This window comes from Streptomyces sp. IBSNAI002, assembly GCF_052244475.1.
Classification (GTDB): Bacteria; Actinomycetota; Actinomycetes; order Streptomycetales; family Streptomycetaceae; genus Streptomyces.
On record NZ_JBQPXG010000002.1, the window covers coordinates 910,879 to 934,294 of the forward strand.

Annotated in this window: 18 protein-coding genes and 2 pseudogenes; 12 read left to right on the forward strand and 8 right to left on the reverse strand. The window is 68.1% G+C overall.

Translation table 11 applies throughout. The annotated features are described in order from the left end of the window. Positions 1-2: 2 nt before the first annotated feature. The 4 genes from ACTVZO_RS04415 to ACTVZO_RS04430 all read right to left on the reverse strand — a co-directional run bounded on the left by ACTVZO_RS04415 (position 3) and on the right by ACTVZO_RS04430 (position 5,103). Positions 3-1,577: a phytoene desaturase family protein gene (locus ACTVZO_RS04415; RefSeq protein ID WP_443297087.1), complete on the reverse strand. Its 1,575-nt coding sequence runs from the start codon at positions 1,575-1,577 to the stop codon at positions 3-5. Next, complete coding sequence (locus tag ACTVZO_RS04420) at positions 1,574-3,634, reverse strand: protein kinase domain-containing protein (protein ID WP_443297088.1); 2,061 nt, start codon at positions 3,632-3,634, stop codon at positions 1,574-1,576. Before ACTVZO_RS04420 ends, ACTVZO_RS04415 begins: the two co-directional genes overlap by 4 nt. After that, a complete protein-coding gene (locus ACTVZO_RS04425; RefSeq protein WP_443297089.1) occupies positions 3,616-4,554 on the reverse strand; it encodes an oxygenase MpaB family protein in 939 nt (312 codons plus the stop codon). Before ACTVZO_RS04425 ends, ACTVZO_RS04420 begins: the two co-directional genes overlap by 19 nt. A 150-nt stretch (positions 4,555-4,704) precedes the next feature. Continuing rightward, positions 4,705-5,103: a DUF4440 domain-containing protein gene (locus ACTVZO_RS04430; protein ID WP_443297090.1), complete on the reverse strand. Its 399-nt coding sequence runs from the start codon at positions 5,101-5,103 to the stop codon at positions 4,705-4,707. 768 nt (positions 5,104-5,871) lie between these two features. Here ACTVZO_RS04430 and ACTVZO_RS04435 point away from each other — a divergent pair. The 9 genes and pseudogenes from ACTVZO_RS04435 to ACTVZO_RS04475 all read left to right on the forward strand — a co-directional run bounded on the left by ACTVZO_RS04435 (position 5,872) and on the right by ACTVZO_RS04475 (position 18,402). Next, positions 5,872-6,615, forward strand: a complete 744-nt coding sequence (locus ACTVZO_RS04435; protein WP_443297091.1) for a TnsA-like heteromeric transposase endonuclease subunit — start codon at positions 5,872-5,874, stop codon at positions 6,613-6,615. A gap of 272 nt (positions 6,616-6,887) precedes the next feature. After that, the gene (locus ACTVZO_RS04440; protein WP_443303043.1) at positions 6,888-8,915 is read left to right on the forward strand and encodes a transposase; all 2,028 of its coding nucleotides are present in this window, start codon (positions 6,888-6,890) and stop codon (positions 8,913-8,915) included. Further along, positions 8,912-10,174, forward strand: coding sequence for an AAA family ATPase (locus ACTVZO_RS04445; RefSeq protein WP_443297092.1), 1,263 nt, complete (start codon positions 8,912-8,914; stop codon positions 10,172-10,174). The genes ACTVZO_RS04440 and ACTVZO_RS04445 overlap by 4 nt, the downstream gene beginning before the upstream one ends. Further along, entirely contained in the window at positions 10,171-12,087 is a 1,917-nt protein-coding gene (locus tag ACTVZO_RS04450; protein WP_443297093.1) for a TniQ family protein, read from the forward strand. Before ACTVZO_RS04445 ends, ACTVZO_RS04450 begins: the two co-directional genes overlap by 4 nt. Then, positions 12,054-12,539, forward strand: a pseudogene (locus tag ACTVZO_RS04455) (TniQ family protein); the annotation flags it as partial. The gene ACTVZO_RS04450 and the pseudogene ACTVZO_RS04455, both read left to right, overlap by 34 nt. A 231-nt stretch (positions 12,540-12,770) precedes the next feature. Next, positions 12,771-13,949 carry a hypothetical protein gene (locus tag ACTVZO_RS04460; protein ID WP_443303426.1) on the forward strand — a complete coding sequence of 393 codons (1,179 nt, stop codon included), beginning with the start codon at positions 12,771-12,773 and terminating at the stop codon, positions 13,947-13,949. A gap of 1,128 nt (positions 13,950-15,077) precedes the next feature. Further along, positions 15,078-16,273 (forward strand): IS3 family transposase gene (locus ACTVZO_RS04465; RefSeq protein WP_443296327.1). Its coding sequence is split into 2 segments (ribosomal slippage): positions 15,078-15,330 and positions 15,330-16,273, totalling 1,197 coding nucleotides; the frame shifts between segments, so codons are not numbered across the junction. Between the two features lie 290 nt (positions 16,274-16,563). Next, entirely contained in the window at positions 16,564-16,827 is a 264-nt protein-coding gene (locus tag ACTVZO_RS04470) for a helix-turn-helix transcriptional regulator (protein WP_443297094.1), read from the forward strand. Between the two features lie 465 nt (positions 16,828-17,292). After that, positions 17,293-18,402, forward strand: coding sequence for a hypothetical protein (locus tag ACTVZO_RS04475; protein WP_443297095.1), 1,110 nt, complete (start codon positions 17,293-17,295; stop codon positions 18,400-18,402). A 42-nt stretch (positions 18,403-18,444) separates the two neighbouring features. Here the strand turns inward: ACTVZO_RS04475 and ACTVZO_RS04480 are convergent, their stop codons facing one another. From ACTVZO_RS04480 to ACTVZO_RS04490, 3 genes are all read right to left on the reverse strand, one after another. Further along, entirely contained in the window at positions 18,445-20,148 is a 1,704-nt protein-coding gene (locus ACTVZO_RS04480; protein WP_443297096.1) for a SulP family inorganic anion transporter, read from the reverse strand. Between the two features lie 87 nt (positions 20,149-20,235). Further along, the gene (locus ACTVZO_RS04485; protein ID WP_443297097.1) at positions 20,236-20,709 is read right to left on the reverse strand and encodes a pyridoxamine 5'-phosphate oxidase family protein; all 474 of its coding nucleotides are present in this window, start codon (positions 20,707-20,709) and stop codon (positions 20,236-20,238) included. Positions 20,710-20,764: 55 nt separating this feature from the next. Beyond that, positions 20,765-21,133: an SHOCT domain-containing protein gene (locus tag ACTVZO_RS04490; protein WP_443297098.1), complete on the reverse strand. Its 369-nt coding sequence runs from the start codon at positions 21,131-21,133 to the stop codon at positions 20,765-20,767. Positions 21,134-21,226: 93 nt separating this feature from the next. Between ACTVZO_RS04490 and ACTVZO_RS04495 the strand changes: the two genes are divergently transcribed. From ACTVZO_RS04495 to ACTVZO_RS04505, 3 genes are all read left to right on the forward strand, one after another. Beyond that, positions 21,227-21,703 carry a Crp/Fnr family transcriptional regulator gene (locus ACTVZO_RS04495; RefSeq protein ID WP_443297099.1) on the forward strand — a complete coding sequence of 159 codons (477 nt, stop codon included), beginning with the start codon at positions 21,227-21,229 and terminating at the stop codon, positions 21,701-21,703. A gap of 26 nt (positions 21,704-21,729) precedes the next feature. After that, the gene (locus ACTVZO_RS04500) at positions 21,730-22,368 is read left to right on the forward strand and encodes a CBS domain-containing protein (RefSeq protein ID WP_443297100.1); all 639 of its coding nucleotides are present in this window, start codon (positions 21,730-21,732) and stop codon (positions 22,366-22,368) included. Positions 22,369-22,455: 87 nt separating this feature from the next. After that, the gene (locus tag ACTVZO_RS04505) at positions 22,456-23,154 is read left to right on the forward strand and encodes a response regulator (protein ID WP_443297101.1); all 699 of its coding nucleotides are present in this window, start codon (positions 22,456-22,458) and stop codon (positions 23,152-23,154) included. A 14-nt stretch (positions 23,155-23,168) separates the two neighbouring features. Here ACTVZO_RS04505 and ACTVZO_RS04510 read toward each other — a convergent pair. Then, a pseudogene (locus tag ACTVZO_RS04510) lies at positions 23,169-23,408 on the reverse strand (ATP-binding protein); the annotation flags it as partial. Positions 23,409-23,416: the final 8 nt, after the last annotated feature.

The window sequence follows — 23,416 nt, forward strand, 5'->3', positions numbered from 1 at the left end:
GGTCAGTGCCCCAGCACCGCCATCGCCGCGTTGTGTCCGGGTACCCCGCTGACCCCTCCGCCGCGCACCGCCCCCGCACCGCACAGCAGTACGTTGCGGTGGGCGGTCTCCACGCCCCAGCGCCCCGAGTCCCCGTACGGCCAGGACAGGTCCCGGTGGAAGATGTGGCCGCCGGGCAGCCGCAGTTCGCGCTCCAGGTCCAGCGGGGTCTTCGCCTCGATGCACGGACGGCCGTCCCCGTCGAAGGCGAGGCAGTCGGTGAGCGGCTCGGCCAGGTGCGCGTCGAGCTGGGCGAGGGTTGCGGTCAGCAGCACCTCGCGGGCCTGGTGGTTGTCGTGGCCGAACAGCCTGGCGGGGGTGTGCAGGCCGAAGAGGGTGAGCGTCTGGTAGCCCTGCTCCACCAGCTCCGGCCCGAGGATCGTCGGGTCGGTCAGCGAGTGGCAGTAGATCTCGGACGGCGGTGCGGAGGGCAGCTCCCCGGACGCGGCCTCGGCGTGGGCCCTGGCCAGTTCGGCGTAGCCCTCGGCGATATGGAAGGTGCCCCCGAAGGCCTCGCGCGGGTCGACGGCGCCGTCCCGCAGCCGGGGCAGCCGCCGCAGCAGCATGTTCACCTTGAGCTGGGCACCCTCGGGCGCGGGCTCCGCCGGTGCCTCGCCGAGCAGTTCGGCCAGCGCCCGCGGGGAGGCGTTGACCAGGACCGTGCGGCCGACGGCCCGCCCCTCCCCCGACGCGGTACGGAAGAGCACCTCGGCCGGCCCGGTGCCGTCCGTGTCGATCCGCAGCACCTCGTGCCCGGCGGCGATCTCCGCCCCGGCCGCCCGCGCCGCGTCGGCCAGGGCGTCGGTGAGCGCGCCCATGCCGCCGACGGGCACGTCCCAGTCACCGGTGCCGCCGCCGATGACGTGGTAGAGGAAGCAGCGGTTCTGCGCCAGCGAGGGGTCGTGCGCGTCCGCGAAGGTGCCGATCAGCCCGTCGGTGAGGACCACTCCGCGCACCAGGTCGTCGGTGAAGTGCCGCTCCACGGCCACCCCGAGGGGCTCCTCGAACAGCATCCGCCAGGCCGCCTCGTCGTCGATCCGGGCGCGGAGGGCCTCGCGGGTCGGCAGCGGTTCGGTCAGGGTCGGGAAGACCTTCCCGGCGACCCGGCCGGTGGTCGCGTAGAAGGCGCGCCAGCTCTCGTACTCCCGGTCCGAGCCGGTCAGCCGGGCGAAGGACGCGCGGGTGCGCTCCTCGCCGCCGCCGACGAGGAGCCCGCCGGGGCGCCCGTCGCGCTGGGTCGGCGTGTACGAGGAGACGGTGCGCTTGCGGACGGCGAACCGCAGCCCCAGGTCGCGCACGATCTTGGCGGGGAGCAGGGAGACCAGGTACGAGTAGCGCGAGAGGCGGGCGTCGACCCCGGCGAAGGGGCGGGTGGAGACGGCCGCCCCGCCGGTGTGGCCGAGCCGTTCCAGGACCAGCACCGATCTGCCCGCCCGGGCCAGGTAGGCGGCGGCGACCAGGCCGTTGTGGCCGCCGCCCACGATCACCGCGTCATAGAGGTCGTGTCCGAACCCGCTGGAGCCCCGCGTGGCAGTCATGGCTCTTGGTAACACACCTGGCCCAGCCGCTCCAGACAGTAGGCCTCGTCGGCGTGGGCGAGGGCGGTGTCGGGATGCTCGTCGCCCAGGGACCGCTCGCGGATCCCGGCCAGGTCCCGGTAGATGGGCAGCGCCTCGTCCCAGCGGCCCAGCCGGCCCAGACCCGCGGCGAGTTCGCGGCGGCTGACCAGGGTGTCCGGGTGCTCGGCGCCGAGCACCGAGGCCCGGGCGGCGCCCACCTCGCGGGCCTCGGCCACCGCCTCCTCCCAGCGGTCCAGGCGGCCCAGGTTGACGCCGACGACGTGGCGGGCGCGCAGGGTCTCGGGGTCGGCGGACCCGTACGCACGGGTGCGGTCGCGGACCAGGGCCCGGAACAGGTCGAGGGCCTGTGCGCTGTTCCCGGTGCGGCCGAGCGCGATGCCGGCCTCGTAGCGCGCGGCCAGGGTGTCGGGGTGGTCGCGGCCGAGCACCCCTTCCCGTACGGCGGCCACCTCGCGGAAGGCGGCCAGGGCCTCCTGCCAGCGCTCCAGGCGGCCGAGCGCGTACGCCACCTCGTAGCGGGTCAGCAGGGTGTCCGCGTGCTCGGCGCCGAGGACGGCCGCCCGGTCGGCGGCGACCGCGGCGCCCGTGGCGTGGGCCTCCGCGAAGCGGCCCAGCGCGCCGAGGGCGCAGGCCAGGTTGTGGCGGCAGCGCAGGGTGTCGGGGTGGAGCGGGCCCGCGGTGCGCTCGCGGGCGACGAGCACCGCGCGGTAGATCGCGTACGCCTCCTGGTGCCGCCCGAGCCTGCCCAGTTCGTACGCCGCCTCCTGGCGCGCGGCGAGGGTGTCGGCATGGTCCGGGCCGAGCACCCGCGCGCGGCCCTCGGCCACGGCCTCGTACACGGCGAGGGCCTCCTCGGGGCGGCCGGCCCGGCTGAGGGCGAAGGCCCGGGTGTGGCCCGCGGCGAGGGCGCCCGGGCCGCTCTCGCGCGGGCCGGGGAGGCGCGGAGCCCCGTACGGGGCGGTGAGGCGGGGGTCCTCGGCGGGCGCGGGGCGGCCGATCCGCTGCGCGCCGCTCGGGCGCACGGCCGTCCAGGCACCGGTGAGCACGGCCCACTCGCCGCTCGCCCGGCGGGCCTCGGTCCCGGCCTTGCGCCCGGCGGTCATCCCCCGGGCCCAGGCCGGGAGGGGGGCCTGGGCGCCGGGCAGCCCGCCCGGGCCGAGGCGTGCCTCGACGAGCCTGCGGTGCAGGTGGCGGGCGTCGCCGGGCCGGTCCTCGGGGCGCTTGGCCAGGAGGTCCAGAACCACTCGTTCGAAGTAGTCGGGGAGTTCGGGCCGGTGCTCGCACGGCGGGACGGGAGCGGTGTCGCGGTGGCCGACCAGGACGGACCAGGAGTCGCCGAGGTCGAAGGGCGGCGCGCCGGTGGCGATCTCGTAGAGGACGCAGCCGAGGGAGTAGAGGTCGCTGCGGTGGTCGACCTCGCCGCCGGCGATCTGCTCGGGCGACATGTAGTGCGGGGTGCCCATGGCCATGCCGCCGCCGGTGAGCTTGGCGGTGAAGCCGATGTCGTGGGCGAGGCGGGCGATGCCGAAGTCGCAGATCTTCACGGTGCCGTCGGTGAGCCGCATGATGTTGGCCGGCTTGAGGTCGCGGTGAACCACGCCCTGGTCGTGGGTGTAGCCGAGGGCGGCGGCCATCTGCTCCGCGATGTCGACGACCACGTCCACGGGCAGCGGGCGGGTCTCGTTGTCCTCCAGGAGCTGGCTGAGGTTACGGCCTTCGAGGAGCTCCATGACGAGGTAGAGCGGGCCGCCGGCAGCGCTGTCGTCGCCGAAGTCGTGGACGACGGTGACGCCCCGGTGCTGCAGGGAGGCGGCGACGCGCGCCTCGCGGCGGAACCGCTCGCGCAGCACCTGGGTGAAGTGGGCGTCCTGTTCCGCGCCGATCGGTTTGAGACACTTCACGGCGACCTGCCGGCCCAGCGATTCGTCCCGGGCCCGCCACACCTCGCCCATGCCGCCACGACCGATCAGGTCGAGCGACCGGTATCGGCCCTGGATCAGTCTGGACTCCGCCATGTCTTGAAGTCGCCCCCGTTGTCGTGCCTCGCCCTCCCCGGCCGGTCCAGTATGGCCGCTGATGTACGCAGTGTGTACGGGGAGGGGCGACTCCCGGGGCCCATGCGGCGCATCGCCTTCAAGATGTGACCTGGGGGCAGCTTCCAGCGCAGACCTGCGGGAATGCTGCGCAGCACGTGCCCGGTGAGGCGCAAGCGACGGGTGATGCTGCGTGGGGCGGGTGCAGGGCGACCGTAGAGCTGGTGCGCCCAGCCGGGGAGGGACCCGTAGGCGAGTCCGGCGAGCGGACGCCACAGCAGGTTTCGGCCAGGGACGAGGAGCGGGTGGACGGGCGGGCCGCGCAGGAAGTCGTCCACGGCGCGGGCGTCGGGTCCGGCGGCGAGTTCGGGGCGGACCTTCTCGAAGTACGCGGCGAGCTGGGCGGTGTCGGCGGGGACGGCGGCCGGGTCCAGTCCGACGAGACGGGCGTTGACCCGGTTCTCGTCGACGTACCGGTCGGCCTGGGCGGGGGTGAGGCGGACGCCGGAGCGGCGCAGGACGTGCAGGAAGCTGTCGATCTGGGCGCAGTGGATCCAGAGCAGCAGGGCCGGTTCGTCGACGGGGAAGCGCTCGCCGGTGGCCGGGTCGGTGGCGGAGAGCTTGCGGTGGATGGCCCGGACGCGGGCCCCGGCGCGTTCGGCGTCCTCGGCGGTGCCGTAGGTGAGCGTGCCGACGAAATCGGCGGTGCGCAGCAGCCGCCCCCAGGCGTCGTGCCGGAAGTCGCTGTTCTCCATGACCCCGCGGACGGCGCGCGGGTGCAGGGCCTGGAGGTAGAGGGCCCGGACGCCGGCGATCCACATCACCGGGTCTCCGTGGCACTGCCAGGTGACGGACTCCGGGCCGTACAGCCCCGGGTCGGGGACGGCCGCGCTGTTTTCCATCCCGGTACCTCCCTGGTTCCAGCGTACGGGGGCTGCGGGCACGGCGGCCAGGAGGCGGGGCGGGGCGCTCGCCGGGAGCCGGGGGCGGGGAGCCGGGGGCGGGGAGCCGGGGCCCGGAGCGGGGGCTCGGTGCCGGGTGTCCGCCGGCCGTCAGGGCCGGTCGTACCAGGCGAAGGCCGAGATCCGCCAGCCCTCCGGGGTGCGGACGAACTGGATGGTCTTGGTCCCGCCTCCCTCGAAGGGCTCGCCGTCCAGGATCCCGGACTTGCGGTACGCACCGAACCGCGAGGCGATGTCGCCCGCGATCTCGGTGCGTTCGGAGGTCTCCCACTCGGCGAACTCGAGGAGCCGGCCGTCCGCGAGCAGCCGCCGGCGGGGCTCGACGAACTCGTCCACCGTGTAGACGGTGAACTCCGGACCGGTCTTGACGATCACGCCGCCCGGTACGAGGAGCCGGCGGATCCGGTCCACGTCGGCGGTCTTGCCGCCCCGGTTGTCGAAGGCGCCGAAGAACTCGGCGGTCAGCGCGTCGATCTCGTTCTTGGGCATGGCGCGACGGTAACACCCGGTCCGGGTGCGGGAGTTCCCGGAGGCGCCTCCCGCACGGCCGGGCCCGTGTGACCACAGCCGCTAGATGTCCCCAGCCCATCCGATTGACCAGCACTTATGCCAACCAGCTTCGGCACGATGCGGAGCTGTCTACCGAGGGTTCTTGGCACATCGGTACAGACACTCAGGCCCTCCGGCCGCTGTGCTGACGAAGACGCGACTTCCCCCCTCCGGCAGCCTCAAGATGCACCCTCCCACCACTGCGTCACTCCCGACTCCTTCCCAGACCGCCGCCGGGCCATTCCCTCGAAAGTGCGTCCTCGGCGGCTTGATTACCGACGAGGCCCGCTGTTGGGGCACATTGCCGAGCCCCCACCCCGCCACTGTCGTACGCCGCCTCGCTCCACCACGTACGGGCTCACAGCCGTTCGCGGTCAGCTATTGCGGGACTGAACCCTGAAAAACACCTCGCCGAAACGCTCTCTGAAGCGCGCCCCCAAGGCTGCCGTGACGCCTACCACAGGCTGGGCCACTGACATCTCGGTGTGATGAGACGAGTTGCGAAAGTCAGAAGACAATCACGATGATTTTCGCGATTTTCACCGTACTCACGGCATGTAAGGCGGAGACGTGGCTCCTCAGGCCCTGCTTCTCGATCGCGAGCCAGTCTGCGCACCGAGGGCAACTGACCCTTGGTCGGACACATCGACACTGCATGATCTCGCCCGAGTACATGACATTTCAGCTGACGCTTCAAGCCAGCTGGACATGCGGTCGGATTGGACTGCCCGGTGGACGACGGCCTGGCGTTTTGGGCGGACAGCGACTGGTTATGCCGTTAAGGACCTGGGCGAGGTTGACATGACCTCCAGTGTTCCCGTGCGCCGCTTCACTTGGCGTACCGATCAGTGGCATCGTCCGGGCCTTGGCTATCTGGTCAGCACTGGCCGTCACCATGGCTTCGAGAGCTTCGAGGAGGAACTCCTCCTTTTGGCAGCGGACTTCTCAGGATCCCTCGTGGAGGCTCTCGCTCAACCGTTCCGTCTACGCTTCCAGAGCGTCAACGGGAGCATCTCGCACACCCCGGACTACCTTCTGCTCACCGACGGAACGCCGTGGCTGATCGACGTGCGGCCGGCGGAACGGATCGAAGCCGAGGACGAGGTGAAGTTCGCCGCTGCCGCGGAGGTCGCCCTGGCGGCCGGGTGGAACTATTCAGTGGTTGCTGGCTGGCACGACCACGTCGTGGGCCTGATCGACACCCTCTCGGCCGGACGCAGGCCCATGAGCGACCCATTGCGGGTGCAGGAGCAGCTACTTCTAGCGGCCGAGGACGGTCCCCAGCCATTCGGGACCCTGGTGCAGCGCTGCAGCCTCGAAGCCGTGGCACGGGCACATGCCATCCATCTTCTGTGGCATCGGCGTTTGGGCCTGCAGATCTCAGGCCCTCTTACCGACGCCAGCGCAGTCCGCCTCTCCGCTCCTCGACGCCGCGCTGCCGGGCGTTGGTAGCCGTGATTGATGCAGTCGCCTGGGACCTCTCGCCGGGGAATGAGTTCGTCGTGAACGGCGCACCATGGACTGTGCAAGCGTTTGAGCCGCAAGTGGGAAAGGTAGTGCTGGTCAGGCCCGACCACGAGCCCTGGAGAACGTCTGTACGGCAGTTGATGCACCATCCGGACATCCGACTGTCGACACGGACGAGGAAGGACCTTCCGGCTGCCAGTCGCGGCAGGCAACCGAAGGGGTTTCTCGATCTCCCTCCGGACAAGCGGCCTCTGGTGATGCTGCGAGTGGACCACTTGCGGGAAGTGGAAAGCGGTTTTCGCAGCGGTGATCCTCTGAACGCTCTCCCTGGAGAGCCGAAGCCGCACTACGATCCGCACTCCACCACGCTGACCGAGCGCCGGCTTGCGAAGGTACGGGAACTACGGCAGGACACGGTACGCAATCCGGATCTGGCCGCCGCCCACGGTCTGGACAAGGTCAGCTACCGCACACTCATCCGTTGGGATCTGGACCGTCGGCGGTACGGTCCAGTGGGGTGTGCGGACGACCGGTGGTTGCGGGAGGCGTCCGGCCGCCGGATCTCAACAGCAGTACGCGAGGCGATCTTCGCGGTGCGCCATGAGACCCTGCACCGTTCCAAGCTGACAGCGAAGGACCGTGAACGGCTGATCCATCAGTACGTACGCGAGGAGTTCGGGAAGGACGAGCCAGTCCCGAGCTACGAAACCCTGCGGGTGGTCTGGAAGGAGTGGTTCGGCTCGTCCGGAGTTCGTCAGCGCTACGCGGTTTCAGCTGCTCGAGCTCAAGCGGTGGCGACAGGTCGCCACGTGGTGGTGAGCCGGCCCGGCCAGGTCGTGGCGCTCGACACGACGGTGCTTCCGGTCAAGGTCCGCGAACAGGTATTTGGCGATCCGGTCTCGGTGCATCTGACGCTCGCTCTGGACGTATACACGCATTCGATCGTCGCTTTCCGCCTCACGTTGGTCTCGGACACCTCGGTCGACGTCGCCATGATCTTGCGAGACGTCATGATGCCGCTACCCATGCGGCCGGACTGGGGCGAGGAGATGGAGTGGGCCTACCCCGGTGTTCCCGGCACCGTGATCGCAGGCTTCACCGGCGGCAAGGTTGCAGGACTGCCCTTCTTCGCCCCCGAGACCGTGACCACCGACCACGGCTCCGTCTACAAGAATCACCACCTCATCGAGGTGCAGCGGGTGATCGGCGCGACGATCCGCCCGAGTCGCGTGCTGCGACCGACCGACAAGCAGGCGGTGGAGCGGGCTTTCGGCGCGATCCAATCGCTGTTGTTCAGAATCCTTCCGGGCTACCAGGGCATCGACAGCTCGGACCGCGGAACCGATCCGGAAGGGGACGCTTGCCTCACCGTTGCGGAGATGGAGCACTTGATCGCGACCTGGGTCGTCAAGATCTGGCAGAACCGCAGATTCGGTTCCTACGCGCCCAGTTGGGATCCCGCAGGTGATCACAGTCCGAACACACTCTTCGCAGCATCCATGGCGCAGGGCGGTTTCGCATTGCAGATCCCACCGGCGGAGTTGTACTACCAGCTTCTCCCTACCCATCGGGTGATGATTCATGGGCGACGAGGCGTGAAGATCAGAAATCTCTGGTACGACGGAGAGGCGCTGGACGAATGGAGATTTCGCCTCTCGGGCCGGGGTGGGGCGGCGAGGAACAAGTACGTTTTCCATCGGGATCCACGAGACCCGTGCTTCGTGTTCTTTCAGGATCCGCTCACACACGAATGGCATCGACTTCGCTGGGTGGGGCTTCCAGATCAGGGCCGAATGCCTGCCTTCAGCGACGCCCGCGTCCGGCAGGTGATGCGCGAATTGCGCCACCAAGGGCTGACGCCGAAGACGGACAAGGATCTACTGCCACTGCTGCTGGACCTGATCGGGGGGAACATCCCCGTCGAGCAGTGGCCGACCCGTCTGACGAAAGCGCAGCGGACCGAGCACGCCCGTGAAGAATCCCAGGCCGCGGCGGCGGCAGCCGACCGACCGAAGCCCTCCCCTGCCGCTGCCTGCGTTGACGAGGTTGCGCCGTTTATGCCGATTCAGGGTCGAAACCCCGACAACGTCGTCGCGTTGCGATGGCGTGAACGCGCCGAGCAAGGCCAGGCGGCGGTCGACGGCGAGCGTCGACGCCGCCGTGAGGCGGCGCCTGAGATGCCTGCCGCGATGTCCACCCTTGGGCAGCGATTGCGCGGGCGCAGCCTGATGGATCTACCCGACGATGAAGACGAGACCGCTGCCGAACCCGGAGGCCAGCCGTGAGCGAGCCCGTCAAGCCTCCCAGAGCTGCCGTCGCCTCGTTCCTGCCTGGGCCGCCGGTCGACCGGACCCGTGTGGAGGGCTGGCAGCGGTGGGTGCGTACCCGCGATCTCTTCGTGCCAGCACCCGTGCTCAGCATGGAGAAATACCTGCAGTTGACGCCCCGTCGACGCCGCATTCACGACCTGCATCGGCTGGCCACCCACAGCAGCCTGCCCCTGCAGTCCACCCCGATGAGCGAGGCGGTGGACTGGCTGGTGAACGCACGGATCGAGGATGGCGCGTACAGCCACAAGGCCGGTATCCGGACTGGCGTCATGGTCAACGGCGGTGGCGCCCAGGGAAAGACGGAGACGGTCTGCGCGGCGCTGGCGGCGTTCGAGGAAAACTGGCTGGAGGTGAACGAGTACGTGAATCCGGAGGCTATGGCAGGCACCAGGGATCTGCTGGCGCCCGTCGCGTATGTGCGTTGCCCGGTCCAGGCGACCCCTGTCTCCGCCTGCCAGCGCATCCTCGACTTCTACGGCGAGGACTACAAGAACATGCGCCAGGAAGACTTGATCAGGACCGTGAACGCCGCCATCTACGCACACGCGACCAAAGCGCTTGTCATCGACGACATCACACGCCTGAAGCTCCATCGCGAGCGCGACCAGGATGTCTTGGACCTGCTGCTGGAATTGATGAGCATGTCCGTCACCCTCATTCTCGTAGGCGTGGGCATCCCGACCTCGGGGCTGTTGCGACGCGGCACGTTCGATGCCGTTACCAAGCAGTGGGTCATCCCCCCTATCAGAGATCGCGGACGCAGTCCCAATCCGCACGCTGCCACCCAGCATGAGCGACGCTTCGAAATGGTCGACCTGCAGCCGTTCAGCTACGACACCCCCGGCAGGATCACCGCCTGGGTCAACCACTTGGCGGCCTTGGAAAAGAGTTTGCGCCTCCTCCACGACACTGAGGGCGTACTCACCTCAGGATCCATGCCGGAATATCTGTTCCAGCGCACCAACGGAGTGGTCGGACTCCTGGAGAAGCTGGTGCAGCGTGGCTGCCGAGTCGCGATCGAGGAGGGCAGCGAGCGGCTGAGCAAAGACCTGCTGAGCCGCTGCGCTGTCAGTCCGACCGATCTTCCCCACCTGGATGCCGACTCCGGTGAGCAGCCGCTGATCCCGCCGGTCAAGCCTTCGCCAAAGAAGAGACAGAGGAGCAGGAACACTGTCTACGACGACGCCGGGCCAGCAGCGGAGTCCACAGGATGACTCAACCGACTCCCCGTCCACTCGCACGCAGCCTCGATCCGCTGCCCGGCGAATCCCTGGCCGGTTTTCTCCTGCGTCTGTCCTATCGGATGGGCGTCACTCCGCACCGCCTGGCGATGCTGTGTGGTCTGGCCTGCCGGAGCGACAGCATCCCCCAAGAACAGCTCCGCGGACTGAGCCCGGAAGCCACCGAACAACTGGCCTGGGTCGCGCACCTGAGCACGCCCGAGGTTCAGGCCCTGACTCTCCTGGAACTCACCAAGGCCTACCCGCCCCTTGCCAGGCTCCGTACCGGCAGGTCCGACATCGGCTCCACGTCGTTCATCAATTGGGCGACGAATCCAGACAGCCGCTACTGTCCTGCCTGCCTGCGAGGGGACGGCAGTCCCGTTCAACGGGCATTCGGAGGCGCCTGGCAACGTTGCTGGTACCTGCCCGTCACATTCGCCTGCACCCAGCACTCGTGTCTCCTCGAAAGCACCTGCCCGCACTGCGCACAGCCACTCAGCGGACGCGTCGTCCGGCGATACAGCCTTGTGCGGATCCCCCATGTCTCGGGCCTCCACCCGTCCCAGTGCCGCAACCCGGCTCCCAGACCGCCACCCAAACCGCGGGCCCGCGCCACACCATGCGGCGCATGGCTGGATGCCCCCGGCAACGCCGCCACCCCGCTGCCACCACCGGACCTACAGTGCGTCCTCGATCTCCAACACGCCCTGAACCTGCGTCTCGCGCCTGGCCGGCTGCACGGTGCGGCCGAGGAGGCTGGGCCGCAGACCTACTTCGCCGACCTGATCACGACCGCACGCCTGATCACCCTGAGCTGGCCCATGGGCGCCACGTTCCTGCCCTCCACCACACTCATGGACCTCGTGGACGAGTACGCCACGCCCTATGTCCACAACCCGGCCCGCCGCGGGGTTCAGATCCAGCGCAGCGCACCCCGAGGTCCTGCCCAGACCTCCGCCCTGCTGCTCGCATCCGCGACCATCCTCGGCGACCGGGACCTCGTACCCCTGCGCGAGCGCATCGAGCCACTGACCCGCGAGGTACACCGCCGGTCAGCCTCCATTGGCGACAAGCTTCTGAAAGACAGCCACGTTTCTACCACCTTGCTCCGTGCCACCGCACCGCGCATCTACGGGTTCCAGAAACGCTCCACGTCGCGGGCCGGCTCGCAGTCTTTCCATTTCCGCGCCTCCGAGATCCCTCCCCTCCTTCCTGAGGACTGGTTCGACACATACTTCAAGCCTCTGCTGCACCAGCTGCCCCCGATGACCACTATCCTGGAGCGCCATCTGCGGTGGGCCGCCTCATTCAGGCTCACCGAATTGATCTGCGGTGGTACCTGGCGAGCATGCGCGGAAACCTTGGGCATTCCTCGAAGCAGCGCCAACCGGACCATGAACGTATTGGGGAAAGAACTGACGACCCCGGGCCTTTGGCTGGTATTCGAGAATGTGGTCGACGAGGTCGCGCACCACCTGAACGCACAGGACCGTCGCATCAACTACGCCCGCCGGCGCCTTTCAACAGCAGACTGGCGTCTTTCGCCCGCAATTTGGATGACATTGTGCGAGGGGATCCCCGGCCTCGAACAACGTCAGGCGACCGGGGACCCTCTAGTCGGCGAGGCCGTGATCTGGTGCGTAGTCAATGAGTCCAGCTACCTTCACAGCCCGGCGGTAACTCAACGCCGCTCCACTTCGCCCTCTCCGCATCGGCTGACCGAACAGGCCGGGCTATTCGCGAACAGGAAACAACGCAGGCCCTCCTACGTCGCTCTGCGCCAGCGGCTCGTGGCCTATGCCAGACAGCTCGCCCGAGCCTGTGACGACGGGGCGGACTTGCGATTCGATGTGCCGAGCCGGGTTACCCCGTGTGCCACACGCAGGCTGGATCATATCCTTTGACAACACGTCCGCTCGCGCGGAGCCTCGCTCCATTGCCGGAAGAGTCTCTGCCGGGTCTGCTCCTGCGACTGGCCTACCGCCTGGATCGCTCACCTGCCAGAATCGCCACGCTGTGCGGTCTGAGCCACTTTCAGCATCGGCTTCCTGCCCAGTACTTCTTGACCTTGCCTTCAGAGGCTGCCAAGTCTCTTGAAGCCACCGCATCTTTACGCGTGGGTGAGGCCGATTCACTCACCCTGTCAGCCATGGCAACCTCCTATGCACCGCTGGCTGCCCTGCGTCTGGACGGCAGTCGCAATTTGAGCTCTGCTCGACGTACTTGGGCCCTCAGCCTGTCCAGCCGCTACTGCCCTATCTGCCTGACCGGGGACGGGAGCAATGTCCAAAACGCGTACGGCGGCCCGTGGAAACTGCGCTGGCATCTCCCGGTCTCCTTCGCGTGCACTGCCCACCGTCGCCTTCTGGAGCAGGGGTGTCCGCAGTGCGGAGGTCGTCAGAACCTGCCCTCGAATACTGAGCGCCAAGGGCTCATCACACAGCGCGCGGTCACTGGCCTGCACCCCGCGCAGTGCCGTCATCTCGTCTCCAGGCCTGCCGATACCGGCAGCCAGACAGTAGTGTGTGGAGCACGTCTTGACCGGGTGGCTTGTGCGGGCACGAGACCGGACAGCGACCTCGACATTATGCTCGCACTGCAGGGTCGTATCGACCGATGCCTAATGCCCAGGCAGTCACCAGCGAAAAATGAAGACTACTCGGCATCAGAGCAGTACTTCTTTCCCGACCTGATCGCTGCCGCTCAGCTGATCCGGCTCAGCTGGCCTGACAGCGCACGCTTCGCCGCCTCGACCGCCCTCGCCGACCGGATCGCCGACCACGTGGCCATTTGGACCACCCTCCGCGAAAGGTGCGGCCCGGGCAAGCGGGTTCGTGACGCGTGGGCCGCGCCCGAAGACCCGGCCGAGTGCGGAGCACTTCTGCTTGCTGCGGAAACTCTGCTCGGCGATCGGGGCCAAGACGGTACAGCCCTGCGCGAGCGGATCCAGCCCCTCGCCGACACGGCGTTCATGCGTAACGGGGCAAATATCGGGGCGGCCTTCCGGCGCATGGACATCTCCACAGACCTGGCAAAGGCCCTCGTCCGGCGATCCCTAGGGTTTAACCGCGCTGGCGGCCACCCCCACGCCGGACAACTCCTTCCGTCACGCAAGTGTCATTTCGGAATCGAGCATGTACCTGCCCTGTTGCCGGAGGCATGGCTCGGCGCGCCCTTCACTGAACTCGCATCCCAGAGGAACATCAAGAGTGTCTGGAATCTAAGGCACCTACGCCGAGTTGCTTCGCTAAAGCTCGCCGAAATGGCCGGCGGCGGAACCTGGCCACAATGCGCCACGACCCTGGGAATTCCTCGAATCACCGCCGAACGTAGTTTGACCGTAATCAAGCGAAGCCTGCTGCCCGGCGACCTCTGGCCGCTGCTCGACGTGGCGGTCGAGACTGTTGCCAAGGAATTGGACACGACCGCGCTACGCGTTGACTTCGCCGCGCGCCGGCGAACGCTGCGCACTTGGCAGATCCCAGCGGATGATCTCGAAGCGCTGACTGTCGGCCTGGCCCACCTCGCCGAGGTGGATTCCCTCTTGATTCAGGCCGTTGTATCTGCGCTCGTGTGGGCTCGCGTCACCCAAGGGGACTACCTGCACAGCCCGACGGTCGAGGCACTTCGCCAAGCACAGCAAAGCACCAGGCGGGTGGTCGCCGCCATCGGACAGCTGCAGACCCCGAGCAACCGCAGAGGAGCCAGGCTCCGCTTCCTCCTGCGCATCAACGACTACGCTGATGGCCTCGTTTCGGGACCATAGGCACCCCCGCTGCGACGCCGGCTGTGTTGAGTGTCCGCTCGAACTCGGGAGACTCGCGCTTCGTCGAGCGGCCACCAGGATTCCGGCCGCGCGGAGCACGGTGAACGCTCTTTCACCATCAACGGGAGGTTGTACGAGCGCAGCGGCACCAGCGGTCGCGGCTACGCCACAGTCACCGGGGTCGGGGATGACCAGCTGACGTCCTGCATGTCCGAGGTGATCGACCACGACATTGCTGCTCCCTTCCCGTGCAGTGCACGCAGCGCGTGCGGGAACGACACTGCCGGGAGCGCGCAGCAGCGGGCTAGCTGCTCGAGCTCGGCAACACCTGTCCTCGCTGCGGGCGGCACATGGGCCGCCAACACGAGTAGGAGCAGCTCTTCCGAGGCCGATGCGCCCAGGTGCCGTGCCTCTGCAGTCGTTCGCAACGCCCAGTCGGCGGCGCGAGCGCGGTCGGTCCGCCCTGGACTCTGCACGAGCGCCACGCCATCGAGTACTTGAGCCTCCACAGCAGAACTGCGCTTGGCCCCCGACCAGCATCCGGACCATCGCAGCCATCCCTCGAACTCAAGCTCCCGCCACAAACTCACACGGCTGTGCACACCCATCCCCCGCAAGAGACCTCCGGGGAGCCGGACTCCGCCCGCCCGCGAAGCACGTAGCGCACATTGCACGGCCACCAGACGGGCATGCGCGCCCACAGCCGGATCCAACGCCGATGCCAGGTAACTGAGTAGGTAGGCCACCCGTCGCCGCTGCGCGTCACCATGGCAGTACCCGGCCGGAACCGTGGCGCCGGGCCTGAGCAAGGGCCGGACCGCCAGAACGGTCGAAGGGACAACCGCGGCCTGTTCCGTCGCCCGAGCGCACGCCAGACACGCCTCGGCTAGCGTCCAGCGGCGCCCGCCTTCACTTCTGACGAGGACGAGCTCGAGGGCTCCATGACACCCACGACGGCTGCGGTGCCAACGGCAACCCTGCTCGGAGCATCGGCAGATGCGCAGGTGCTGCGGCAGAGCCTCTCTCCGGGCATGCTCCGCCAGATGCCCGAAGGCCGCGGACTGAGGCGCCCCGAACCTTCCGGACAGTGGTCCCACTACGGTGGGACCACTCGGAAAGGGAAGTCGGTTGTCGCAGAAACGCAGGAAATTTAGCCCGGAGTATCGGGAAGAGGCCGTGAAGATGGTGATCGAGACGTCGCGTCCGGTCGCCCAGGTCGCCCGGGAACTCGGACTCGTTGAAGGAACTCTGGGAAACTGGGTCAACGCATACCGTCGTGAGCATGATGGCGAGGAGCCGGAACTCACGCTCGACGAGCGCGCCCGCCTGCGGGAGCAGGAACGAGAATTGCGCGAGCTGCGACAGAAAGTCGCTTTCCTGGAAAAAGTTGCAGCGTACTTCGCCAAGGACCCTCGGTGAGCGACAAGTTCGAGTTCATCGATGCAGAGTACGCAATATTTACCACGAACACTGAAGACACGGTGCCGGTTGCCAAGATGTGCGACTGGCTGGAAGTATCCCGCTCCGGCTTCTACGAATGGCGGAGCAGGCCGATTTCAGCGACTGCCCGGCGACGGGAGGATCTGAAATTGCTGATCACCAAGTCGTTCGAGGATTCTGACGAAACCTACGGCTACCGTCGGGTCCACGCCGACCTGTCCGCGTGGGGCGTCCCCTGCGGACCCGAGCTCGTGCGTGACCTCATGCGGGAACTGGACCTCCAGGCGTGTCAGCCACGACCGTGGCGCCACAGCCTCACCGAGAACGACGGCTCCGCCGGCCCGATCCCTGACCTCGTGAACCGCGACTTCACCGCCGACGCACCCGGCCGCAAAATGGTCGGCGACATCACATACATTCCAACCTGGGAAGGCTGGGTATTCCTCGCCACCGTCATCGACTGCCACACCAAAGCCGTCATCGGGTGGGCCATGGACGACAACTACAAGACCCCACTTATCGAAGCAGCCATCAAAATGGCAGCACGCAACCACCCACTCGCCGAAGACGCCATCTTTCACTCGGACCGCGGCAGCAATTACACCTCGACCCAGTTCGCCAATACACTGACCGGGCTAAGAATCCGGCAATCCGTTGGCCGGACCGGGATCTGCTACGACAATGCCATGGCGGAATCATTCTTCGCGACCCTGAAAAATGAACGTGTCCACCGGACCGTATACCCCACCCGAGAACACGCCTACCGCGACATCGCCCGCTACATAGAGGTCCGCTACAATACGAAGCGCCGTCACTCGGGACTCGGGTACCGGACCCCACGAGAGGTCCACGACGAGTACCTGAACCAGCAGCTCGCAGCCTGAATTTGCTAATTAGCAGCTGTCCGGAAAACGCGGGGCCCCTCAGACCGCACGTCTCGACCGGCACTCTTCACGCTGCCGCAGCTGTGACAGCTGAGGACCGGCCCATAGTCCCCGGGCCGGATGGCCACGGACCACACCTGCTTCATCACACTTCTCCTCCTCCCAAACCCCGAACGCCGGCGCGCGCACCAGCAGAACGCTCCGCAGCAACGTCACGGCTGCGCGGATACTGCCAAATAGGGCAGAGGTCTGCACTGACAGATGTGGGGTCGGAACCGTGCGATAGCCAGGTGACGATCTTTCCGCCGGACCCGAACCTTGAGGCCCTCCGCTTGGAGTTGTCTCGCCTTCGGGCGGCGCGGGGATTGACCTACGACCAGCTGGCCGAGCGCAGTGGACTTGCGCGCCGCACGCTGATCGAGATCGAGCAGGGGCGGACCATCGGCAGTCTGGGAACCTGGCATGCCATCGCGCACGCGCTCGGCACGCCTCTCGGCGACATCCTCGGCTTGATGTGTCAGGGGCATGAGCCCCCCATCCCTCCAGCCTCGTAATAGGTCGCCGATACCTCACTTCCCGCTTCAACCCGCACGAGTGAATGAAATCGCACATCTTTACACATCTCGTAATGCCGGTCGACCCGGTTCGGCCGTGCGGGGGTGTACGTCTCGCGCAACCTCGTCGCCTCGTGCTCGCGCTGCCAGGGTCGCGGCATGCACACAACCACCTCTCCGCCGTCCCGGCCGCCAACCCAGTCGGCCTGGCATCTCTCTTCCACCGACGTCCGGTCGGTGGACTGCCCCACCTGTGACGCGGCCAAGGGCCAGCCCTGCCTGAGCCTGCGCAATCGCCCCCTGAACGTTCTCCATCGTGGGCGTTCGTCGCGCTACCTGAATCTCCGCTTCGGCCTCCGCGCGACCAGGCCCAGGAGAGGTGGGCCCGAAGCGACTGCTCATCCGCTGACCGGCCCGGCGCTGCGGGCCGTCCCGGTAGCGCACAGAGAACCCTGGCGGCTTCCTTTGAACGAACTGGCCGACCTCATCACCTTCAGCTTCCTGGACCACGCCAAGGTCGTGGTTGCCGAGGCGTGTGGAGTCGAGCGGACCGGTCTGACCGAACTGCTCTACGACGGCGATCGGCTGTCTGCTTCCACCGACGCCTTGACGTACGCCCAGCACGACCTGCAGATCCGTCGCGAGGAACGATGCCTTGTCGTCGGCCTGTGGGACCAAGAGGCGCAACACCTCGACTGGCAGTACACGGCCGTAGCGCAACGCGCCCGGGAAGCCCGGAAGGAGTTTCAGCGACACCGTACGGAGGACCTCACCGCCGCCGGGGTCCTGCCCGGACCCCCGGCCACGGATGATCCGAGAGAGCAGGCACTCCTCTGGCTCGCCCAACACCTCGAACCGCAATTTCGCCGGCTGTTCACCGCATACGCGGCGGCCGCGGGGTTGCCACCGGAAGCGTCAGCGGCCGTCCGGACCAGACACGGCGCCATCGAGCGTGCCACGGCACGTGGCCTGATTCACGCTCCCCTTCATGGGGATGCCCTGCACGTCCACGGCATGAGCGAGGGCGAGTTCCGGCTCCGCGTGCTTCACGATGCCAGTACGCAGGCCGACCGCGATGACGCCCTCTGTCATCCGCTCCTCCTGCACCGCTGGCGCCAGCATCTGAAGCAGCTCCAGACTGATGTGGCACCGGGTGCACTCAGCTCCTCCACCCAAAGCCTCGCTCCCCTGGCCTGGGAGGAGTTGCGCCCACAGTCGCTCCACGAGGTGAGGGAACTGATGGGCCGACGGCGCCTCCTCGGGAACCTGCTCCAGCGGTACGGGGAGAACCGGCGCCTTCGGTATGCCGTACACGATGCCATCAGCATCGCCGAGCACGCTCATCCCGAAAAGCCGCTCCTTATGGCAGCGGCGCGCGACGCCCGCGAGGAGCTCGGCCGTCGGCACCCCGATCTTTACAAAATCATCCGGAATCTCCTCGAACCACATCTGACGCGGTACGGACGGCTGCGGCTACGGAACTCTCAAGGCAGACAGCAAGTGCGTGGACAAGTCATGCTGGCGCTCCTGGAGTCGGAAGGGGCCGCAGCGGCTCCGAGGCAGGTCCGATGCTGATCCTCCCGTGCTCAGCGTCTGCTTACTCGGTCGCGGGCATGCTCAGAGCGCTGGAGGGCGGCCTGTGGCGCGTTGCCAGTCCCGGTAAGCGGCAACGGCTGTGGGAAGCGTGGGGAAGATGCGCTCCGGGCCGACCTTTGCTGTGAGGCCGTAGGCGTCAAGGGGTTGGCGCAGGTCCTGCTTGACGCGGGCGAGGGCGAACACGATCTCCTGTTGGGCGAGTTCGGAGCGCAGGGCCTCGACGGCGTCGAGGGCGGTGATGTCGACCTCGACGTTGGCCTCGGTGTTCAGGACGAACCAGTGCACGGGTTCGTTCTGGGCCGCGACCGAGGCCAGCGCCCGGCGGCGGAAGTCCTCGGCGTTGGCGAAGAACAACGGTGAGTCGTAGCGGTAGATGAGGAGGCCGGGAATGGTGCGGGCGGTCGGGTAGTCGTCGATATCGTGCATGCCGGCCAGTCCGGGCACCATGCCTTCGACCGCGTCGTGGGGGCGTGCGACCCTCGTGAGCAGTTCGGCGACGGAGAGCGCCACGGCGAGGAGGACGCCGTACAGGATGCCGAGGGCGAGGACGCCGAGACCGCAGCCGAGGGCGAGCAGGAACTCACGGCGGCGGAAGGCTGCCAGCCTCCGGAACTCGCCCACCTCGATCAGGCGGACGGCGGCGTAGACGACGATGGCGCCGAGGGCGGCGGACGGGGTGTGGGCCAGCAGTGGGCCCAGGAAGAGCAGGACAGCAGCCACACAGACGGCACCGACGAGGGAGTACGCCTGGGTGCGGGCGCCCGAGGAGTCCGCGAGGGCGGTGCGGCTGGCACTGCTGCTGACCGGAAAGCCGTGCAGGACTCCGGCGCCGATGTTCGCCGCGCCGAGGGCGAGCAGCTCGCGGTTGGGGTCCAGGGGGTGCGGGTCGTCGTGCCGGGCGAAGGCGCGTGCGGTCAGGACGACGTCGGTGTAGCCGACCAGCAGCACGCCGAGAGCGGGCAGGACGAGGTTGGCGAGGTCAGTCAGCCGGGGCAGGGCGAAACCCGGCAAGCCGGTCGGGACCGCGCCGATGACGGCGATTCCCCTGTCCTCGTCCAGCCCGAAGACCGCCACCACCGCCGTGGCGAGGACGAGGACGAGGAGTGGTCCGGGCAGAGCCCGCCCCAGGAGAGGCAGGGTGAACAGCAGGAGCAGGCAGCCCGCGGCGATGAGGGTCGTGGGCCAGTGCAGGTCGCCGATGTGGTGGAGGAAGGAGAGCAGCTGGGGGAAGAACCCCGATCCGCTGCCACTGGTCCTGGTCAGGCGGGGCAGCTGATCCACGATCATGATGAAGGCGACTCCGGCCAGGTAGCCGATGAGCACGGGCCTGGAGAGGAGGTCCGCCAGGAAGCCGAGCCGGACGGCCCAAGCGACCAGACAGAGCAGGCCGACGACGAGGGCCAGAGCCGCGGCGAGCGCCGCGTAGCGCGTGGGGTCGCCGGCTGCGAGCGGCCCGACGGCCACAGCGGTCATGAGTGCGGTGGTCGACTCCGGTCCGACGGACAGCAGGCGCGAGGTGCCGCTCAGGGCGTAGAGGAGCATGGCCGGCAGGACGGCCCACAGGCCGACGACCGGCGGCAGGCCGGCCACACCCGCGTAAGCCATGACCTGGGGCACCAGGTAGGCGGCGACCGTGATCCCGGCCAGGACGTCGCCCCGTAGCCAGCTCGTCCGGTAGCCGCGGAAGGCGGGCGGGATCGCAGTGCGCCGTCCGTGCTTCGGCATGGCACCTCCGGAACTCCGCTCGGGCTGTGGTCACATCGTGCCCGGCAGAGGGCTGCAAGGAGGTGAAGCGCGCGAGTGGGCCGACCGCTACGTGCTGCTCTTTCGCAGACGGAAGCCGGTGACGATGTCGGGCCTGATCCGGATCGCGCCCGATGCGGTGCCCTCGACCCAAGGCTGCAGGAGATGCGCGTAGCGTTCGACCTCGTCGGGGGCGGTGACGGCGGTGGCGTAACCGGTGGCGACCACGCTCCACCCCAGGCGTTCCCCTTGATCGATGACGTCGGCTTCGTACGCGACGACCACGCCCGCATCCCCCTGTGCCGCGAGCAAGGCTGCCAGCGTCGAGACGTCCTCGACCTGGACGATGATGTCGCCGGCGTCGAGAAGGTGGTTGACCGGACGCACGGCGGGCAGCGCGTGACGGGTGAACACGATCCGGCCCAGTTCGACGGTGCCCAGCAACTGCAGCGCCTCGTCCGCGCTGAGCTCTTCCATCTGTCGTCCCGGCATGCTGACGGCAGGCGAGCTGGTGGTCGTAACGGCCGGGTCTCTCTTCATCATCTGCATCCTTGGCCAAGCGGGCGGGACGCCGGTGCCCTTGCCCGCTGTCGGCTCCTCAAAGGGGCATGGGCCCTGGGGCATGGCTTCGCAGCACCGCGAGCCGCCGACTGTATTCTTCGTCGTCGATCTCGCCTCTGGCGAATCGTTCCGCGAGAAGTCCCTCTGCCCCCTTGTCGGAGGCTGGGTACGGCGCGGGTGTTGTGCGCCCGTCCGCACCGTCTCGCCTGAGGGCACGGACCACAAGGACGGTCGCCGCGATGATCAGGGTCCAGACGATCAGCGTGGTGAGGGACATGGCGAACCATCCCCAGGCCCCCATTCCATGGCCATTCCAGTACATCGCGCACCTACCGGGTGGACGGGGTCGATGGCCGCGTGCCGGCCATCTGCTGCCAGGATCTCCGGCTCCACCAACCCTGGGCATGGGCCGGTCGGCCCACAGACGGGGCCACAGGGCCCATGCCCGGGACCGGCAGGAACACCAAGACTGAAGACGGACTCGAACAGGAGGCCGTTCATGAACACCCCTTCGAACACCCCTTCACCCACCCGTATCTCCGACGCGCTGCCCGCCGACTGCCGCTCCCGTCTGATGGAACTGGCTCAAGAGGTCAACTTCGACGAAGGGACCCGTCTCTTCCGCGAAGGTGGCCACGCCGACCGGTTCTGGATCGTCCGGTCCGGCACCGTGACCCTGGAAGTCCATGTGCCCGGTCGACGCGCCGCGGTCATCGATAGCCTCAGCGCCGGTCAGCTGGTCGGGTGCTCGTGGCTCTTCAAGCCGTACTCCTGGCGTCTGGGTGCCGAGGCGATGACGCCCGTCCGCGCATACGAGTTCGACGCGGAGCGCGTACGAACGCTGATGGACGCCGACGCCGCCTTCGGCTCGGCCCTGGGCCACTGGGTCGGGCAGGTCCTCGCCAACCGGCTACAGGCCGCCCGCGTGCGCCTTCTCGATCTGTACGCGCCCTACGGCAGCGGCAGCTTCCTCTGATCGTCCGCACGGCAAAGGAGCCGGTCATGCCCGCATCCCGCTACACCGTCAGTGACGTCATGACGCACACCGCCATCGCCATCGGCCGCGAGGCGTCCTACAAGGAGATCGTCGAGCTGATGCACCAGTGGAAGGTCAGCGCGGTCCCCGTCTTGGAAGGCGAGGGCCGGGTCGTCGGCTTGGTCTCCGAGGCGGACCTGCTGCCGAAAGAGGAGTTCCGGCGGACGGATCCCTCTCTGCCCGGTCAGCTGGAGGAGGCGTCGAAGGCCGCCGGGGTGCTGGCCGAGGAGCTCATGTCGAGCCCGGCGATCACGGTGCATCCCGACGCGCCCGTCGCCGAAGCCGCCCGGATCATGGCGCACAAGCACGTCAAGCGCCTGCCCGTGGTGAACGCGCTCGGCATGCTGGAGGGTGTGGTCAGCCGCAGCGACCTCCTGAAGGTGTTCCTGCGGCCCGACGAGGAACTCGAGGAGGAGATCCGCCAGAGCGTGCTCACCGAACTGACACCCGGCGTGAACGTGGACTTCGCCGTACGAGACGGCGTCGTCATCCTGCGCGGCCCGCTGCGGGACCGGGCCCTGGTCCCCCTGCTCGCGCGGGCGATCCGAGCGGTCGAGGGTGTCGTGGACGTCCGGATGGAGCTGAACGGCGCCGTCGCTGCCTAGCGCCTTCTCACGGCCACGGGGTGCGTTGCACGCCTTCCTGAGACAATGCGGATGGGAAGCGTCATGGGGACCGAACCAGGGGCGATCATGTCCGATGACCCGAAGGCATCCGCCGAGGCGCCGATCAAGGTGTTCCTCCTCGACGACCACGAAGTGGTCCGGCGCGGACTGCGGGACCTTCTGGACGCCGAACCGGACATCACCGTCGTGGGCGAGGCGGGCACGGCCGAGCAGGCGCTGGCCCGCGGGCCGGCACTGCGCCCGGACGTGGCCGTGCTCGACGTACGGCTTCCCGACAGCGACGGCATCACCGTCTGTCGCGAGCTGCGCTCTCGCATGCCCGGCCTTGCCTGCCTCATGCTGACGTCGTTCGATGACGAGGACGCGCTGCTGGACGCGATCATGGCGGGCGCCGCCGGGTACGTGCTGAAGCAGATCAAGGGTTCCGATCTGGTCTCCGCCGTACGGACGGTGGCCACCGGGCAGTCCATGCTGGACCCGGCCACCACCGCCCGTCTGATGCGCTCCCTGCGGGACCCTGAGAGCGCCAAGGAACCGGAGGATGCCCGCCTGGCGGCTCTGTCAGAACGCGAGCGGGCAGTGCTGGAGCTCATCGGCGAGGGCCTCACCAACCGGCAGATCGCGAAGCAGCTCTACCTGTCCGAGAAGACGGTCAAGAACCACATCTCCCGGCTGCTGGGCAAGCTCGGCGTGGAGCGGCGGGTCCAGGCTGCCGTCATCGCCGCCCAGGTGCACGAGCACGACGTCGGGACCGCAAAGCAGTAGGACGTCGGCGACGGTCACTGCGGGGGCGGGACCAGGGGCACCTGCCACTCCAGGCGAGTGCCCGATTCACCGTTGCCCCGCGCTACGACGTCCATCCGGCCGCTGAGCCTTTCGGCACGCTCTGCCAGGTTCCGCAGTCCGCTGCGCCGACCGCCCGCGGGCAGGCCGACGCCGTTGTCCGTCACGGTGAGGGTCAGGTTCCCGTCGGCCGCAACGATCGAGACCTCGACGCGCGTGGCCTCGGCATGACGGGCGACGTTGG